This window comes from Marinobacterium lutimaris, from assembly GCF_900108065.1.
Taxonomy (GTDB): domain Bacteria; phylum Pseudomonadota; class Gammaproteobacteria; order Pseudomonadales; family Balneatricaceae; genus Marinobacterium_D; species Marinobacterium_D lutimaris.
This window is the reverse complement of sequence record NZ_FNVQ01000003.1, coordinates 115,576-131,524: the sequence shown is the minus strand read 5'-3', so window position 1 is coordinate 131,524 and position 15,949 is coordinate 115,576. Positions and strand designations below refer to the sequence as shown.

General features: G+C 57.7%; 17 protein-coding genes. 8 read left to right on the top strand and 9 right to left on the bottom strand.

Going from position 1 to position 15,949, the window contains the following annotated elements:
* Positions 1-48: 48 nt before the first annotated feature.
* The 6 genes from C4S72_RS14990 to C4S72_RS14965 all read right to left on the bottom strand — a co-directional run bounded on the left by C4S72_RS14990 (position 49) and on the right by C4S72_RS14965 (position 5,335).
* A complete protein-coding gene (locus tag C4S72_RS14990; RefSeq protein ID WP_104003979.1) occupies positions 49-723 on the bottom strand; it encodes a nitroreductase in 675 nt (224 codons plus the stop codon).
* A gap of 537 nt (positions 724-1,260) precedes the next feature.
* On the bottom strand, positions 1,261-1,911 hold the full coding sequence (locus C4S72_RS14985) for a Spy/CpxP family protein refolding chaperone (protein WP_104003978.1): 651 nt from the start codon (positions 1,909-1,911) through the stop codon (positions 1,261-1,263).
* Positions 1,912-2,122: 211 nt separating this feature from the next.
* Positions 2,123-2,341, bottom strand: a complete 219-nt coding sequence (locus C4S72_RS14980) for a Nif11-like leader peptide family natural product precursor (protein WP_104003977.1) — start codon at positions 2,339-2,341, stop codon at positions 2,123-2,125.
* Between the two features lie 286 nt (positions 2,342-2,627).
* On the bottom strand, positions 2,628-3,257 hold the full coding sequence (locus C4S72_RS14975; RefSeq protein WP_160115527.1) for a lipase family alpha/beta hydrolase: 630 nt from the start codon (positions 3,255-3,257) through the stop codon (positions 2,628-2,630).
* Between the two features lie 263 nt (positions 3,258-3,520).
* Positions 3,521-4,300, bottom strand: coding sequence for a carboxymuconolactone decarboxylase family protein (locus C4S72_RS14970; RefSeq protein WP_200826802.1), 780 nt, complete (start codon positions 4,298-4,300; stop codon positions 3,521-3,523).
* Positions 4,301-4,441: 141 nt separating this feature from the next.
* Positions 4,442-5,335 carry a LysR family transcriptional regulator gene (locus C4S72_RS14965; RefSeq protein WP_104003974.1) on the bottom strand — a complete coding sequence of 298 codons (894 nt, stop codon included), beginning with the start codon at positions 5,333-5,335 and terminating at the stop codon, positions 4,442-4,444.
* 93 nt (positions 5,336-5,428) lie between these two features.
* Here C4S72_RS14965 and C4S72_RS14960 point away from each other — a divergent pair, with 93 nt between their 5' ends.
* The 8 genes from C4S72_RS14960 to C4S72_RS14925 all read left to right on the top strand — a co-directional run bounded on the left by C4S72_RS14960 (position 5,429) and on the right by C4S72_RS14925 (position 12,628).
* Positions 5,429-6,064 (top strand): NADPH-dependent F420 reductase, encoded by a 636-nt coding sequence (locus C4S72_RS14960; protein ID WP_104003973.1) that lies wholly within the window; start codon positions 5,429-5,431, stop codon positions 6,062-6,064.
* Between the two features lie 223 nt (positions 6,065-6,287).
* Positions 6,288-7,007, top strand: a complete 720-nt coding sequence (locus C4S72_RS14955; protein WP_104003972.1) for a dihydrofolate reductase family protein — start codon at positions 6,288-6,290, stop codon at positions 7,005-7,007.
* Positions 7,008-7,105: 98 nt separating this feature from the next.
* Positions 7,106-7,567 carry a (R)-mandelonitrile lyase gene (locus tag C4S72_RS14950; protein ID WP_235009157.1) on the top strand — a complete coding sequence of 154 codons (462 nt, stop codon included), beginning with the start codon at positions 7,106-7,108 and terminating at the stop codon, positions 7,565-7,567.
* 304 nt (positions 7,568-7,871) lie between these two features.
* Positions 7,872-8,939: an SMP-30/gluconolactonase/LRE family protein gene (locus tag C4S72_RS14945; protein WP_235009175.1), complete on the top strand. Its 1,068-nt coding sequence runs from the start codon at positions 7,872-7,874 to the stop codon at positions 8,937-8,939.
* A 56-nt stretch (positions 8,940-8,995) separates the two neighbouring features.
* On the top strand, positions 8,996-10,057 hold the full coding sequence (locus C4S72_RS14940; RefSeq protein ID WP_200826800.1) for an SMP-30/gluconolactonase/LRE family protein: 1,062 nt from the start codon (positions 8,996-8,998) through the stop codon (positions 10,055-10,057).
* A gap of 115 nt (positions 10,058-10,172) precedes the next feature.
* Positions 10,173-10,934 (top strand): SDR family NAD(P)-dependent oxidoreductase, encoded by a 762-nt coding sequence (locus tag C4S72_RS14935; RefSeq protein WP_104003970.1) that lies wholly within the window; start codon positions 10,173-10,175, stop codon positions 10,932-10,934.
* Positions 10,935-11,049: 115 nt separating this feature from the next.
* Positions 11,050-11,400: a cyclophilin-like fold protein gene (locus C4S72_RS14930; protein WP_104004382.1), complete on the top strand. Its 351-nt coding sequence runs from the start codon at positions 11,050-11,052 to the stop codon at positions 11,398-11,400.
* A 118-nt stretch (positions 11,401-11,518) separates the two neighbouring features.
* Positions 11,519-12,628 (top strand): MBL fold metallo-hydrolase, encoded by a 1,110-nt coding sequence (locus tag C4S72_RS14925; protein ID WP_200826799.1) that lies wholly within the window; start codon positions 11,519-11,521, stop codon positions 12,626-12,628.
* A gap of 326 nt (positions 12,629-12,954) precedes the next feature.
* Here C4S72_RS14925 and C4S72_RS14920 read toward each other — a convergent pair whose 3' ends face one another.
* The 3 genes from C4S72_RS14920 to C4S72_RS14910 all read right to left on the bottom strand — a co-directional run bounded on the left by C4S72_RS14920 (position 12,955) and on the right by C4S72_RS14910 (position 15,844).
* A complete protein-coding gene (locus C4S72_RS14920; protein WP_104003969.1) occupies positions 12,955-14,112 on the bottom strand; it encodes an iron-containing alcohol dehydrogenase in 1,158 nt (385 codons plus the stop codon).
* A 234-nt stretch (positions 14,113-14,346) separates the two neighbouring features.
* Complete coding sequence (locus C4S72_RS14915) at positions 14,347-15,291, bottom strand: alpha/beta hydrolase (protein ID WP_104003968.1); 945 nt, start codon at positions 15,289-15,291, stop codon at positions 14,347-14,349.
* 109 nt (positions 15,292-15,400) lie between these two features.
* Complete coding sequence (locus C4S72_RS14910; RefSeq protein ID WP_104003967.1) at positions 15,401-15,844, bottom strand: (R)-mandelonitrile lyase; 444 nt, start codon at positions 15,842-15,844, stop codon at positions 15,401-15,403.
* Positions 15,845-15,949: the final 105 nt, after the last annotated feature.

Genomic DNA, 15,949 nt, shown 5'->3' with positions numbered 1-15,949 from the left:
CCTCCGGTGTATCACCGTAGAGGACGCTGCCGGGGAGGTTCGACGAGATCAGTCGTAAAAGCGGACGTTATCGCTGATCGGTGCGCGGCCCAGGTTGACGCTGTAGCCGGTCGCTTCGGGATCCGGGTGGCCAAAGGAGATGCCGTACAGCATCTTCATCTCTTCAGGAACTCCCAGCACTTCACGGATCACGCCAGCATGCATGCCCAGTAGTGTCTGCGGAATACCGGCATAGCCGCGTGCGGTGAGTGACAGCAGCAGCGTCTGGCCATACATTCCCAGGTCTCCGGCGGTGCGTACCGAGTCACCAAACACCGGCATAAACAACAGGGCCGCGTGAGGTGCGCCGAAGAACTCGAACTGGCGCAGCATCTCTTCATCGCGCCTGGCCTGATCGTCGCGGGCGATATTCAGCGCTTCGTTGCGCTTCTGACCCATGTGCATCATCCGCTCAAGATAGACACCCTCGTAACCGGCATGGTCAAACCAGAAATCTTCGGAGGTTCTTCCTGCCAGGTGCTCCGCTTTAAGCGCTTCGCTCAGCTTGTCCTTGGTGGCGCCGGAAACCAGATGCACCTGCCAGGGCTGGATATTGCAGTTTGACGGCGACCACTGGGCGTCTTCGAGGACCTCTTTTAGTTGATCATTGCTCAGAGGAGTCGGCAGGTATTTGCGAACCGAGCGGCGCTGGCGCACCAGTTCATGGAAAGATGCTGTGGACATTGAACCCTCCTGATAGAGATATAAGTGTTTAGGGATCTTCCGTTTCCCGTTGTGTGAGTCTGCCTGGATTCTTATCAGTGTTATGCGTGTCGTGCAGCAACTGCAGGGGCGGCAGGGATGGCTCTGATTTATAGTCTTTGGGAGTTGCTGACGCCGGCAAAGCGCTGAAAGAAGGTCCGTAGACCCAAGGTGATGTTATCGTCGATTTTAGAAATTAAGCATGGCGTGATTAAGGTGGTCGGGTGTCTAGGTTTTATGAACAGGATTGATCAACGGCCTGTTCCGATGGCCTTGGGACTTTGTTCGGGCTTTTACGCGATACGCTCTTCAAATTAACCTTGAGTGCCCCGGGGATGCCGAGCAGGCGCAGTAAACCGTTGTGGGAGGACAAGGCAAGCCGTTGGCTTTGCCGGTGACGACTATTCTTGGGTGCAGGCGAATCGGGTGGTATAGAGAGCGACGGGCCAGCGATTATATGGCGGAGTATCGGTCGCCGGCCCGGTCAGGTGTGTATCAGGTTCGTTCCAACGGAATCCATTAACTGCCGGGATACATCCCACGCCGCATCTGTTTCAGTTGCTGACGTTGCTCATCGGTCAGTACCGCGTCCATCTCTTTCTGCAGGTTCAGTCGCTCTTCCAGCATCTTCAGTTGGTCCTGCTGCATCTTGCGATGGGCATCCAGTATCTTGTCGTTGTCCGCGGAACCGTCCAGCCAGAGTTTCTGCATCTCGCTGTGATGCTCCCACATCTCCTGCATTTGATCCTGTTGCTGTTGCCAGAATTTCTCACGGATCTGAGACATCTTCTCCTGCTGCGCTTCGTCCAGCTGCAGACCATATCCGGGCATGCCCTGGGCGCCGACCATGAGTGGGCAAGGCATCATACCCATGCCACCCATTCCCATGCCGTAACCCATCATCGGGCCGCCATGGATCATTCCCATGCCATAACCCATACCTGGTCCAGCCATCATCGGACCGCCGTGCATCATACCCATACCGCCGTAGCCCATCATCGGGCCATAACCCTGCATCATTCCCTGACCATAGCCCTGCATCATGCCCTGTCCGTAGTGCATTCCTTGATGTGGCTGCATGTGTTGATACTCATCTGCAGCCACCGGCAGGCTCAGTGCGAGTCCCACAACGAGAGACGCTATACCTGCTGATCGAGTGAACGCTTTCATGATCCTATCCTCGCTAAGTAATCATGCGTGTTAGATACGTTTAGCATGGCAGGTGATGGGAATCCCGCAACGGGATATCCGTCGGGCGTTGATACATATCAGTAGTCAGGGGAGTTTGTCGGCGTTCGGTATCTGAATACGCCAGTTACCCACCTCAGATGGGAGTCCGCGGAGGTGGGTAACCGGGCTATCGCGAGCAATAAGCAGAGTATCAGGCGCGCAGCAGCGCTTTCACCATACGCTCAGAGAGCTGATCTTCGGTGAACTGGGGCTCGTTGGGCGGATACAGAGAGTCTTCTTCCAGCTCGAAGCCGTTATCCCGAGCCAGGGCAAAGAGTTCTTTCATTTTGAGACAGGCTTTCAGCTGGGCACCGAGCTCTGCGTCTTCGCGTGCTTTATCCGAAAATGCTTTGATAGTTTGTACAGACATACTTGTAATTCCTTGGGCTAAAACAAACGGTATCAGCCCTTTGCAAAAAATATTCCCTGGCCCTGAGGATGGGTGATGGCTTGTAACTATTTGTTTTTTAAAGAATTAATTCTGCCTGGGGTGGCCGTTCCGGTTCGATAGTCGTAAACCCGACACAAGTTGATAGCCTGGGTTAGAGCCTTTTGGTGAATACGCGACAATACGCCTGCGTTGCTGGAAAAGAATTAACCCAAGAGTCGCGGACAGGGCGCATGAAGGGCTGCCAAGGATTTATAAGCCGGGGTGGCTAGTGCACAAAGTGGCCGCCTTGTATGAAGTTGAGCGCCTGCTCGTACACCTCGGTGACGAGAATCAGCTGGGTATGGCTGTAGGGCAGGACAATATGGTCGGTTTCACCTGTCAGGTGGGTTTCTCTGACAGCAACGGTGCCGTCCGAAGGTTCTGAGTTTTGAGCGATCAGCGGCAGGAAGCCGACGCCGCCATCCCCGGCAATACTGCCAAGAGGTACATCCAGCCCCCAGTCCGACCGGTTATCGATCAGCCCTTTTGTGAGGCTGTGGCCGAGAAGAACGCTGAGTTTGTTTAAATGCATCCACTGGGCGATCTCCGCTCCCTGATGCGGGGTGCCGATCGTCACCACCTTGCTGATCGCATGATTCGCTCCCATCGCTTCAAGATAAGCACGGGCCAGCAGGCCTCCCAGGGAGTGGCAGACTAGGTAAATTTCCGGCGCTGTGATGGCGTTAAGGTGGGCATCGAGCTTTTCGATATTGAGTTGCAGTGACTCGGAGGTGGTCCTGTAGCCGAATGAGCTGGTTGCGTAGCCATGCGCTTCAAACCACCGCGCCATGGGCCGCATCACCAGCGGGCGCATGTAGAGTCCGTGTATTAAAACGATATGGGGCTGGGCGGGCACCTGCATGTCTCCCGATGTATATCACTGGGTTAGGCTGGATGGTTCGACATCTGAGATGAGATCACAGCCCCTACTCTAATGCCAGGTGCATCGGAGGTCAGCAGGCGAAGAGGCTGGTTGGACGACTATGGGGACAGGTGGTGATTACTGAGGATGAAAGAACGGTATGGACGTGGGTGGTGTAATAAAAAAGGCGCCGAGCCAGGCTTTGATCAGTACATGGCTCGACACCTTATCTGCGCTATCGATTAGCGCTTATCTACTTATTTCGCGGCCTTGGCCTCAAACACTTTTTCTGCCACCGGCAGGGTGGAGAAGATGTTCGGCCAGCCGGCGTAGAACGCCAGGTGGGTCAGCAGCTCGGACGCTTCCGGTTTGGTCAGGCCATTATCCATCGCCTTGCCCAGGTGGAAGGAAACCTGCTCGATCTTACCGGTGGCGATCAGGGCGCTGACGGTCACCAGGCTGCGGTCACGCGGTGCCAGGTCCGGGCGCAGCCAGAGATCGCGGAACAGTGCTTCGGTGGTGTATTTCAGCACGCCATCGGCGATACCACCGTAGTTTTTCTGCACGGCGGTTTCACGGGCCTCTTCGGTTTCTACGTCCAGCGGCAGCAGCTCAATGTCGGCGGCCGGCAGCTGGTCTTCTCCGATGCCGCGCTCCTCAAAAACGCTGGCGACGACGCTGGCGGCGGAGGTGGCATTGCCCCAGCCGGCATAGAACGCCAGGTGGGTGATGATTTCGGAAATTTCAGCGGGCTTCACGCCGTTATCCAGCGCGAAGTTGACGTGGTAGCGCAGTTCGCCGGTCTGGTTACGCGCCACCAGTGTCGCCAGGGTGGCGATGCTGCGGTCGCGCGGTGACAGGTCGGGGCGCTTCCAGACTTCGCCCAGTACCAGGTTACCGGTGTAGTCTTCCAGCGCCGGAGCGGCTTTACCCAGCTCTTCCAGTGCCGGTACGCCCGGATAGTTTTCCGCATGAGCAGAGATCGCCAGGGTGCTCGTGATTGCGGCCGTCAGCAACGGGGCTGCTATTCGTTTCATCTTCATCTCCCTTTAAGTGTGTGCACACCGGTGCTTGGTACACCGGCATCCATAACAACTCTCAGAAAGATCTCAGGCTGTCGCTTTTGGGGCAAGGTGGTGGGGCAGCAAGGAGTTATGATATTCAATCATGAATAGGTCTTACTCCTGGTGTTGCAGCGCCTCGACGATGACACGAAATGCCAGCGATGACTGACGGCGGTGCGGGTAGTAGAAAAAGTAACCGGGGAAGGGCGGTGTCCAGTCTTCAAGTACGGTGATCAGGCGGCCTGCGTCGATATGTTCGCGCACCAGGTCTTCCGGCACATAGCCCAGGCCATATCCATCCAGTGCGGCTTGCACGACGGGATAGATGTTGTTGAAGGTGAACTGGCCATCGACACGCACATTGACCTCGCGGTCCTCTTTCTCGAACTCCCAGGCATAAAGGCCGCCGTGGGTCGAAAGTCGCAGGTTAATGCAGTTATGATCGGTCAGATCCTGAGGGGAGAGGGGCTTGTCACGGTTTTCGAAGTAGCTGGGCGCACCCACCACCAGCATGCGAAAGTCCGGCCCGACACGTACGGCGATCATGCCCTCGGAAACCTGTTCGCCCAGGCGTACGCCAGCGTCGAACTTTTCCGCCACAATATCGGTCAAGCTGTAGTCGGTCACCACCTCGACCTTGAGATCCGGGTATTGCAGCAGCACCGGCGCCAGCTTGGGCCAGACGACGGTGTCGGCGGCGTGGTCGGTGGTGGTGATACGGATGGTGCCGGCGGGCTGGTCGCGCATTTCGACCAGTGCTTCCAGCTCTTCCTCGATCTGGGTGAAGTGGGGGGCAATACGCTCGAGTACCCGTTCGCCTTCCGGGGTAGGAGTGACTTTTCGGGTGGTACGGGTCAGCAGACGCACGCCGAGGCGTGTTTCCAGGCCGCGTACCGCATGGCTCAGGGCGGATTGAGAGACGCCGATCTGCGCAGCGGCACGGGTGAAGCTGCCAACGCGCGCAACGACGACGAAAGACATCAGATCGGTTACGTTCTCTCTAAGCATTAATGAGTCTCCTTCATCATTTGGATGATTGTATCAGTATCCGGGCAATAAATTGTTTAACTGAAAATAAAAAGAATCGGCAAAGGAGGTTCTATGAAGATAGGAGTCATTGGCTCGGGCCTGATGGGCGCCAAGATCGGTACGATCTGGGCCAGGGCGGGTCACCAGATCACGTTCAGCTACAGCAGGAATCCATCCAAGCTGGAGCGACTGGCGAGGGATGCCGGTGGCAAGGTGGGCACACCCGCCGAAGCTGCGCAGGCCGATGTGATCCTGCTGTCGGTGCACTGGTCGCGGATCGATGACGTTCTGGAGCAGGTGGGTGAGCTTTCCGGCAAAGTGGTGATCAACTGCTGCGTGCCGCTGGATGAAGAGAACGCAAACCTGGTGGTGGGCACAACCACATCCGGAGCGGAGAAGCTGGCCGAGCGGCTGCCCCATGTGCGCTGGGTATCGGCGTTTAATACCAGCCCGAGCGAAGTGCTGTTTGAGGTGTTCGAAGGTCGCAAGACCCGCTCCCCACGACCGCAGATGATCTACTACGGTGATGATGAGTGGGCCAAAAAGGTTGCGCGTCAGCTGATCAGCGATGTCGGTTATGAACCGCTCGACACTGGGGCGCTGCGCAATGCTCGTTTTGTTGAGCCGTTTGCCATGGTCACTGCGGAGCTGGCCTATTCCCAGCCCGGCGGACCGGAGCTTGTTTACCGTTTTGACAGGCTCGGTTGAAAAGGGGCGGTAACGAAGCCGTTGGGCCCTCGATTGGACAGCGTTGCTAAGCTTTCCGTGGTTCAATCTTTTTTAATGATTCCGATTCATAACAGAAAGAGGATGAGCGCTGTTTATCGGTGTACGGGCCTTCTCTACCTTTGGCTTAACTATCTGCAGAAACAGCGTTACAGGACTATCGCCCTGTTTGAAACCGGTTATGCGAAATAAAGCACGAGGCACCATGCGTCCACAGATAATCTGCCACATGATCACCAGCCTGGATGGACGGCTTCTGCCGTCACGCTGGAGCGATTCCGCTGACCGCAACATCTGGGATCTGATCGAAGCTCACTATGAACCGGCCGCGGACAGCTTCAACGCCGGTGGCTGGATAGTCGGGCGTAAAACCATGGCGGAGTACGTCAGTCAGGAAGAGCACCCTGAACTCCTCGGCACGGCGATGCCGCGTGATAACGCTTTCGCCGTTGCCGGTGACAGGAGCCTGGCGATCGCCATCGATCCTCAGGGTCGCCTGCGGCCTGAAGCCAGTGAACTGGCGGATGAACATCTGGTCGTCGTGCTGTCCGAGCGGGTTCCCAATGCGACCCTGGCCAAGCTGAATCAGGCCGGTGTTTCCTATGTATTTGCCGGGCCTGAAGGGGATCGCCTTGAACAGGCGTTGACGGCGATCGGCGAAGCCTTTGGTGTTGAGCGGTTGCTGCTTGAGGGCGGTGGCACCACCAACGGTACGTTCTGGACTGCAGGGCTGATCGATGAATTCAGCGTATTGATCTGCCCGACGCTGGATGGTCTCAAAGGGGTGCCCGGTATTGTTGATGCCGCTGGTGCGCCTGATGACCTGCCGGGGGCGGGGCAGGGTCTGCGTTTGCTCTCCAGCGAGGTGCTGGATGGTGGCGTGGTCTGGCTGCGTCATGAGGTGGTGCGCGCGTCCCGGCACTGACCGCTTGAGATTAGGGGCCGCTGGAAAGCGCTGTTTGCGCCGGCCTGAGTGCCCGAAAATTACTATCCGAAAACTGAACCTCTCATAGGAGATCCCAAATGAATGGACTTAGAGCGTTAACCCTGGCAACTGCACTGCTTTCCGGTGCAGCTTTCGCTGACGGCATGGAGATCAGCAAAAATGGTACACGCGACACCTTTATTGGTGCTGCTGATAAGTTCACCGGCGATGTGTACGTGGAAATGGTGTTCCCCAATAAAGAGCCGTTCGCGGTCAACAGCGGCAAGGTAACGTTCCTGCCGGGCGCGCGCTCTAACTGGCACACTCACCCGGCTGGCCAGATGCTGGTCGTGACCGACGGTAAGGGCTGGGTCCAGGAAGAAGGTAAAGAGAAAGTCGTGATGGAGCCGGGCGATGTGGTCTGGTGTCCGCCGGGTGTTAAACACTGGCACGGCGCTACCGATAAAACCGCTGTCACCCATTACGCTATCCAGCAGATGGAAGGCGGCACCAACGTCACCTGGATGGAAGCAGTGACCGACGAACAGTACGGTCACTGATTAGCCGCCCACCAGCGGGCGCTCCCAGCGCCCGCTGTCTCCGTTCTCTGCAATATTCCCCTCCCGCCCCCCAAAAAAAACAAAAAGAAAGAGCCTCTCTGGCCACTACCACTCCTTATTCTTCAAAGTCATCGTCCCGTCTGACGGGGATGAATGGCGCTCATGAGTCTTAATAGCCGTTGCGGGCTAATAGGTTGCGCCTCCCGCACATAGAATCTCGCAGCAAGTATTTTCGATCCATGGAATGGGCCGCGTGCGGAAGCCGCGCAGCCTGCCGCACTCAGGAGAGTCTCAGTTGTTGAATGTGAAGTCTGTCACCCCGGCAAAGTTATCGATCAAAGCCTTACTGCCGAGCGGCAAGAGCCTTGCGGCACTGGCCTGCCTTTCGTTTGGGCTGTCAGCGCCTCTGTTTGCGCAGGATAGCGTCCAGGCGCTTACCTATGACGAGCTGACCTCCGGCCCGGTGCCGATTCCAGCCGCTGAGCGTGGGCTGCAGACCGTCAAGGCGGAGCCCTGGTTCAAGGTCTCCGATGAGGGGCTGATACTGGAAGGGCCCAATTTCGACGCGGAGGGTAATCTGATTTTCAGCGATGTGAGTGGTAAACGCGTGCTACGCCTGACCGAGGAGAAGCAGCTCACGACCCTGGTGCAGCTTGATGATCTTTCGCCGGGTGGGCTGGCGTTCCGCCAGGATGGACGCCTGTTTATCGCCGCGCTGGACTTTATCAACGGTGTCGGCGCTATCTACTCGGTGGCTGAAGATGGGGCGGATCTGCAGACCGTTATCCCTGCCGAGGCGGGTTATCAGCCGGACGATCTGACCTTTGATGCCGAAGGCGGTCTCTACTTCACCGATTTTGCCGGTGAGTCGACCCAGGCTGATGGCGCGGTTTACTACATGCCGCCGGATCTTTCCGAGATTGTTCCGGTGGTTCCTGATCTCGCCAAGGCGAACGGTATTGCCCTGAGTCCGGATGGCCAGGTGCTCTGGACCACCGAGTTCGGGCGCAACGTTATGCATCGCATCCAGCTGGCGGACCCGACCACCATCGCGCCGATCGGCTCGGCGATTCCGTACCACTTTATCGGCCCGGCGCCAGACTCCATGCGTGTCGATACGGATGGCAACGTGTACGTGTCGATCTTTGGTCAGGGACGCCTGATGGCGTTCAACAGCAACGGTATTCCCATTGGCCAGATTCTGCTGCCGGGCCGTGAAACCGGCCACAACCTGATGTCTACCAGCATGGCGATCAAACCTGGGACCAATGATCTTTATGCGGTCACCAGCGATGGTGAGGGCGGCGAGGGAGCGAATATCTTCCATGCCAAGGTATTTGCCAGCGGGCTGCCTTCACCTGCGTCGAACTAGGTTCCCGGCCAGGGGGAAGCAAGCACAGACCGCTAAATAAAACAGGGAGAGAAAGGATGAGGAAAAAGAGTGTATTGCAGGGTTTTCGCACTGCCGGTCAAGGTTTGATCAAAGGACTGATGCCGGCTATCTGTTTAGCGACCCTGGTAGCTCCAATCCAGGCGTCGGCCGCAGAAGCGGAAGGTCTCGTTTATCAGGCTGATATCCGGGGCCCGGCGCCGATTCCGGCCTCAGAGCGTGGCCTGCAGGCTGTGGTCGCCGAACCCTGGCTGCGCGTCTCCGACGAGGGGCCGGTGCTGGAGGGCGCGATTTTCGATGACAACGGCGACCTGCTGTTCTGCGATGTCAGCGGTCGCCGGGTGCTTCGAGCCACTCCAGATAAGCAGTTGTCGACCCTGGTAACCCTGGATCACCTCTCGCCCGGTGGTCTGGCGCTTCATGCCGATGGCCGGGTGTTTATCGCGGCCCTCAATGTGCCGGCGCACCGGGGAGCTATCTTCGCTGTTAACGCAGATGGCTCAGGTCTTGAGACGATCATCCCACCGGATGCGGGCTATATGCCCAATGATCTGGTGTTCGATGCTAAGGGCGGCTTCTATTTCAGTGACTTCAAGGGCACGTCGACCCAGCCCGAAGGTGGTATCTATTACGTATCGCCGGATGGCGCGTCGATCGAACCGGTGCTGCCCAACCTGTCTAAAGCCAATGGCGTCACGCTCAGCCCCGACGGCAAGACACTTTGGGCGACCGAGTTAAGCGGCGGTCGGCTGCACCGGGTCCAGTTGGCTGATGCCACCACCATTGCGCCTATCGGTTCCGCCATCCCCTATCACTTTATCGGCTGGAAGCCTGACTCCATGCGAGCTGATTCCGATGGCAACGTTTATGTAGCGATTTCGGGCCAGGGGAGGATCCTGGCGTTCAATCCCAACGGCATTCCCATCGGACAGATCCTGTTACCCGGCAGGGGGGAGGGGCATAACCTGAAGTCCACCAGCCTTGCGATCAGCCCAGGCAGCAATGACCTCTACTCGGTCAGCAGCGATGAGGATGGCGGTGAAGGTGCCAATATCTTCCATGCCAAGGTGTTTGCCAGCGGGCTGCCGGCAGTGCGATAAGCAGGCTTATTATTTATTAGCTTGGTTCATGAGTCTTAATCGATAGCCGTGGCTAATCTGAATAGTCGTGCAGGCGTAGACTAGATCAATAATTGGACATCAGGAGTTTTTTGTAATGAGTCACGATTTCACTGGAAAGGTAGCTTTGGTCACCGGCGGCGCTTCAGGCATGGGCCTGGCAACCGTTAAGGCGTTTGCCAAGGCAGGGGCTGCAGTTGCGATTGCCGATATCAATGGTGAAGCGGCGCAGGCGGTGGCCGACGAGCTGGCTGCTACCGGTGCGAAAACCCTGGCGATCACCTGTGATGTCACCGACGAAGCGGCTGTGAAAGCGATGGTTGAGAAAACCGTCGAGACCTTTGGCAGCCTGGATGCGGCGTTTAACAACGCCGGCGTTCAGTCTCTGGCGACCGAGACCGCCGATCTGGAGCGTAACGAGTTCGACCGCGTGGTGAATATCAACCTGGGCGGCGTCTGGAACTGCATGAAACACGAGCTGGTGCAGATGCGTAAACAGGGCAGCGGTGCCATCGTTAACTGCTCGTCACTGGGTGGTTTTGTCGGTGTGCCGGGCCGTGCCGCATACCATGCGGCCAAGCACGGTGTGCATGGCCTTACCAAAACCGCTGCGCTTGAGTACGCGGCCCAGGGTATCCGCATCAACGCGGTGTGCCCGGGTATCATCGATACGCCGATGGTTGCCGACATGAAAGAGAATGAGACCGCAGCGATGGACCTGCTGATGGAACAGGTACCGGCGCATCGTCTGGGTACCGCCGAAGAGGTTGCCGATCCGGTACTCTGGCTGTGCGGTCCGGGCTCTACCTTTGTTATGGGCCATGCGCTGGCGGTGGACGGTGGCTATACCGTACGCTAAGTCGTTGATCCGAAGGATCGCGACTCCGGCCCTGCTTGGCAGTCTCGCCCTTTTTTGGGCGATGGCGGCGCAGGGCCAGGATACTCAAACCCATTCCGAACCCTCGGGGGATCTGATGAAAATTCGTATCGTTGTGGCAGGGCAGGAGCTACCGGCAACCCTGGAAAACAATGCCTCCGCAAAGGCGTTTGCCGAGATGCTGCCGCTGGATCTCAAGCTGGATGATTATCACGGCATTGAAAAGGTGTCTGATCTTCCCGGCAGCCTGCCGACCCATGATGCGCCCGCCGGTATCGATCCGGACGTGGGTGATATCACGCTCTACGCGCCTTGGGGCAATCTGGCGATCTTCTACCGCGACTTCGGTTATGCCAGCGGGTTGGTGAAGCTGGGGCGAATCGAGGGCGGCATGGCAGCGCTCTCGGTGAAGGGCTCTCTGAATGCGCGGATCGAGCGGGTTGAATGATGGTCTGTTGATCAACGCCGGAATGTGAACGGGCTGCTGGGTTTCCCCCAGCGGCCCGTTTGCTGTTTGGGATTAAGTAAATTCAGTTGTGAAAGCTGCGGTATAAGGCGGGAACGTAATGGGAAAGCGGGTTAAGAAAATGGCGTATTGGCTGGTTGGCATAGTCGTTATTTTGGTCGTGGCGGCGATGGCTTATCTTCAGCATCCGAAATTCGGTCATCTACCGGAGGGGAAGCGTCTGGCGCAGATTGAGCAATCTCCGAACTATAGCGACGGCGAGTTTCACAACCTGATTGATACGCCGATGTTCACCGAGGATAAATCCTTTATGCAGGTGCTGTTTGAAAACCTGCGCAGCAGCGGTGAGCGTCTGCGCCCGCTGGACAATATCCCCGCCGTTAAAACCGACCTCAAGGCGCTGGACCCGAATGAAGATACCATCGTCTGGCTCGGTCACTCCTCGTTTTATCTGCAGCTCGCCGGTCGCAGGATCCTGATCGACCCCGTCTTCAGTGAGGGCGCGGCTCCCATCGGAGTGTTCAACCAGGCCTACGCGGGTACCAGCGATTACACCGCCGAGGATATGCCGCCCATCGATGCGCTGCTGATCACCCACGATCACTGGGATCACTTGGACTATCCGAGCATTGATAGCCTGAAGCCAAAGGTTGCTCAAGTGATCGCTCCGCTGGGTATCGGTGCTTACTTTGAGCAGTGGGGCTATAACGACGAGTTCGTTAATGAAGGCGACTGGTACCAGAGCTTTGAGCTGGGCGAGGGACTGCGTGTGCACCTGATTCCTGCGCGGCACTATTCCGGTCGTATGCTCACGCGGCGTAAAACCCTGTGGACCGGCTTTGTGCTGGAAACACCGCAGCAGCGCTGGCTGTTCAGCGGTGACTCCGGTTACGGCCCCCATTTTGCCGAGATCGGCGAGCGCTTTGGCAACTTTGATTTCGCCACCCTGGATAGTGGCCAGTACGACCCGCGCTGGGCCTACATTCATATGAACCCGGAAGAGGCGGCGCAGGCGGCGGAAGACCTTAGAGCCAAAGCGGTACTGCCTGCCCATGTGGGTCGCTTTACCCTGGCGAAACACGCCTGGGATGAGCCGTTTAAGCGTTTTGTCGCCGCCAGTGAGGACAAGGATTTCCGGCTTCTGACACCGATGATCGGTGAGCCTATCCGGTTGGAGGCTGAGCAGCAGTTTGACCATTGGTGGGAGTGAAACTCTCCGCCGATTGGACTAGGTAGGGTGGTTATTTCAAACCACCGCGTTTGATCGCGACGGGGGCGTCGCTCCTGCCGGAAAATGCCCATTATGCCATCTGTAGGAGGCGCGCCTCGCGTCGATTGCGGCTGGCATGGCGATCATTTCAAACCTCAACGGTTGATCGCGACGAGGTCCTGGCTTGTATGGCTTTCAGGCGCGACAAAACTTTCGCCTCGATCAGACGATTAACACCGCCTTTAAGAACGGCAATAAAAAAGCGCCAGAGTATTAATCTCTGACGCTTATCTGGCTGAGGCCTGTTCAGGCCGTTTGAGTGGCTATTACAGCGCCAGTTTCAGAATTTCAGCCGCATCTTCCGGGGTGATATCACCGTGCTCACCAAGCGCTACGAACTGGTGCTCCTTCAGCTTGGCGACCACTTCGGCAATCGCTTTCTCATCCAGGCCGTAATCTGTCAGGCGGGTTTTTACACCCATGGATTCAAAGAACTCCCGGGTCAGTTCGATCGCCTGCTGTGCGATCAGGTTCGGATCGGTTTCCTGGATATGCCATACGCGCTGGCCATACTGCACCAGCTTCTCTCTCTTCTGCTCCAGTTTATAGGTCCAGATCGCCGGAATCATGATCGCCAGGGTCTGGCCGTGGTCCAGGCCGTAGAGGCCGGTCAGCTCCTGACCGATCAGGTGAGATGCCCAGTCGCCCGGCGTGCCGGTGGCCAGCAGGCCGTTCAGGGCCATGGTGGCGCTCCACATCAGGTTGGCGCGCACATCGTAGTTCTCCGGATCGTGCAGCGCTTTCGGGCCTTCCTCGATGATGGTGGCCAGGAGGCCTTCAGCGAAGCGGTCCTGTACCCTGGCGTTGGCCGGGAAGGTGACGTACTGCTCCAGCACGTGAACGAAGGAGTCGACCACGCCGTTGCCCACCTGACGCGGCGGCAGTGAGTAAGTGGTTTTCGGATCCAGGATCGAGAATTTCGGGCGCACATGTTCAGAGTTAAAGAACAGCTTGTCCTGGGTCTCGGCACGGGTGACCACTGAGGTCGGGTTCATTTCCGAACCGGTAGCGGCCAGAGTCAGTACGCAGCCCACCGGCAGGGCGTCGGTCACGGCACCGCCGAAGGTGGCGATGATATCCCAGGGGTCGCCTGCATATTTTGAGGCTGCGGCGATGAACTTGGTGGCGTCGATGACCGAGCCGCCGCCGACTGCCAGCATAAAGTCGATCTGTTCGGTTTTAACCAGATCCACCGCCTTGATGCAGGTTTCAAAATGCGGGTTGGCTTCGATGCCGCCGAACTCGAACCAGGTCACGTGACCGAGGGCCGCGGTCACCTGCTCGAAGATGCCATTCTTTTTGATGCTGCCGCCGCCGTAGGTGATCAGCACGCGGGCGCCGGCCGGGATTTCGTTGCTCAGGCTCGCGATTTCGCCGGCACCGAAAATGATTTTGGTGCTATTCCAAAAATTGAAGTTGTTCATGATGTGTCCGTTTAAAGAGTGATTCGTAATCTGTCTGGGGTGTGATCGCCTGAGCTGCAGAGCTTTCACTCATTTCTGACATGCCTGGGCAATCGCGGGTCATATTGCACGGCCCGCTGTTCTTCCTTTCGTTGCGACGGTGTTGCCGCAGGGAAGAGAGTGCCGGCGGAGAGGTCCGGCCGGCACGGAGTTTTCAAGCGGGCATCTGAGGGATGCCCGCCAATACCGCTGCGCTTACTTGAGCGCTTCGCCGAAGAAGCTATCGAGCTTGTCGAAAGGAATTACATCGGTACGGTCGTACAGGTCGACGTGGTTAGCGCCAGGTACGATGTAGAGCTCTTTCGGCTCGGCCGCTGCTGCATAGATATCTTCGCTGAAGTAGCGTGAGTGAGCGACTTCACCCATCACTAGCAGGATCGGGCGCGGCGAGATCCATTCCAGTTTGTCCAGCAGTGGGAAGTTCATGAACGACAGCACCGAAGACTGAGTGAACTGAGTGATGGAGTTCGGGTGGTAACCGCGCGGACGGGAGTAGAACTCACCGAATTCACAGCCGATGGGGTTGGTGCCTTCGCCGATCTCCAGCGGAGAGCCACGTTCGGTCAGTTCCGGGCGGCCGCTTTCAAATTCGTCCCAGCGCTGGGTAGCGATCGCATCCAGGGTCGCCTTGCGGGTGTCCGCATCCAGTGTTCCACCGAAACCTTCGGCGTGCATGCGGGAGATATCGTACATGCTGACGGTAGCGACCGCCTTGATGCGCGGATCCACCTGGGCGGCGCTCAGGCCAAAGCCGCCGGAACCGCAGATACCGATAACGCCGATTTTGTTGCGATCAACGCCGGGGCGGGTACCGATAAAGTCGACGCCGGCGTGGAAGTCTTCGACAAACATTTCCGGTGATGAGAGGTGACGCGGGAAGCCCGCGGAATCACCGTTGTAAGAGGGGTCGAAGGTCAGGGCGATATAGCCGCGTTGCGCCAGCTCATTGGCGTAAACGCCGGGGCCCTGCTCTTTAACACCGCCATAGGGCGCGCCGATGATCAGTGCTGGGTAGCTTTTGGATTCATCGAAATCGGCAGGCAGGTAAAGATCGCCTGCGAGCTCAACACCGAAGCGGTTCTTGTACGCAACCGGCTTGCGAGTGACTTTATCGCTAAGGGAAAAGATGTAATTACCCATGTTCGGTCTCCTTGTTGAGGTTGGCGCTGCGCTCGCCAAAAATGAACAGTGAAAACGCAGAAGGCTCGAACTTAGTGGCTGTGGCGCTGCGACCCCAGCGACTTCTCTATTAGTCTTTTTTCACCGGACCGCCCAGGTACTGCTCGTCGGTGACCGGCTCCATCCAGGTGACGGGGCTGCCGTCCAGTGCTTCCTGAACCGCGACGTGCTGCATGTAAGTGGTGTCGGTGGCGCCGTGCCAGTGGCGACGGCCGCAGTTGCAGTAGATGATATCGCCGGGGCGGATCTCTGTACGGGGCCCGCCTTCGCACTGGGTCCAGCCGACACCGTCGGTGACCAGCAGAGCCTGGCCCAGCGGATGGGTATGCCAGTTGGTGCGTGCACCCGGTTCGAAGTTGACCACGGCAAGCCCTAAGCGGGACGGTTCGGGGGCGTTGAAGATCTTGTCGATACGAACGGTCCCGGTGAAACAGTCGCTGGGTCCCTGGATGGCAGCCGTAGAACCGGCACGAATGACCTGCATATCTTCTGAAGACTTATCTGTCTCGCTCATGGCGATCTCCTCCAAAATTGGTTGCTGACACCATCTCCCTGCAAAACGATGGCGGCCGCGCTTAAATCAGGGCCCGGTTATCGCTGTTCCGGCGCTGCCCGGCGT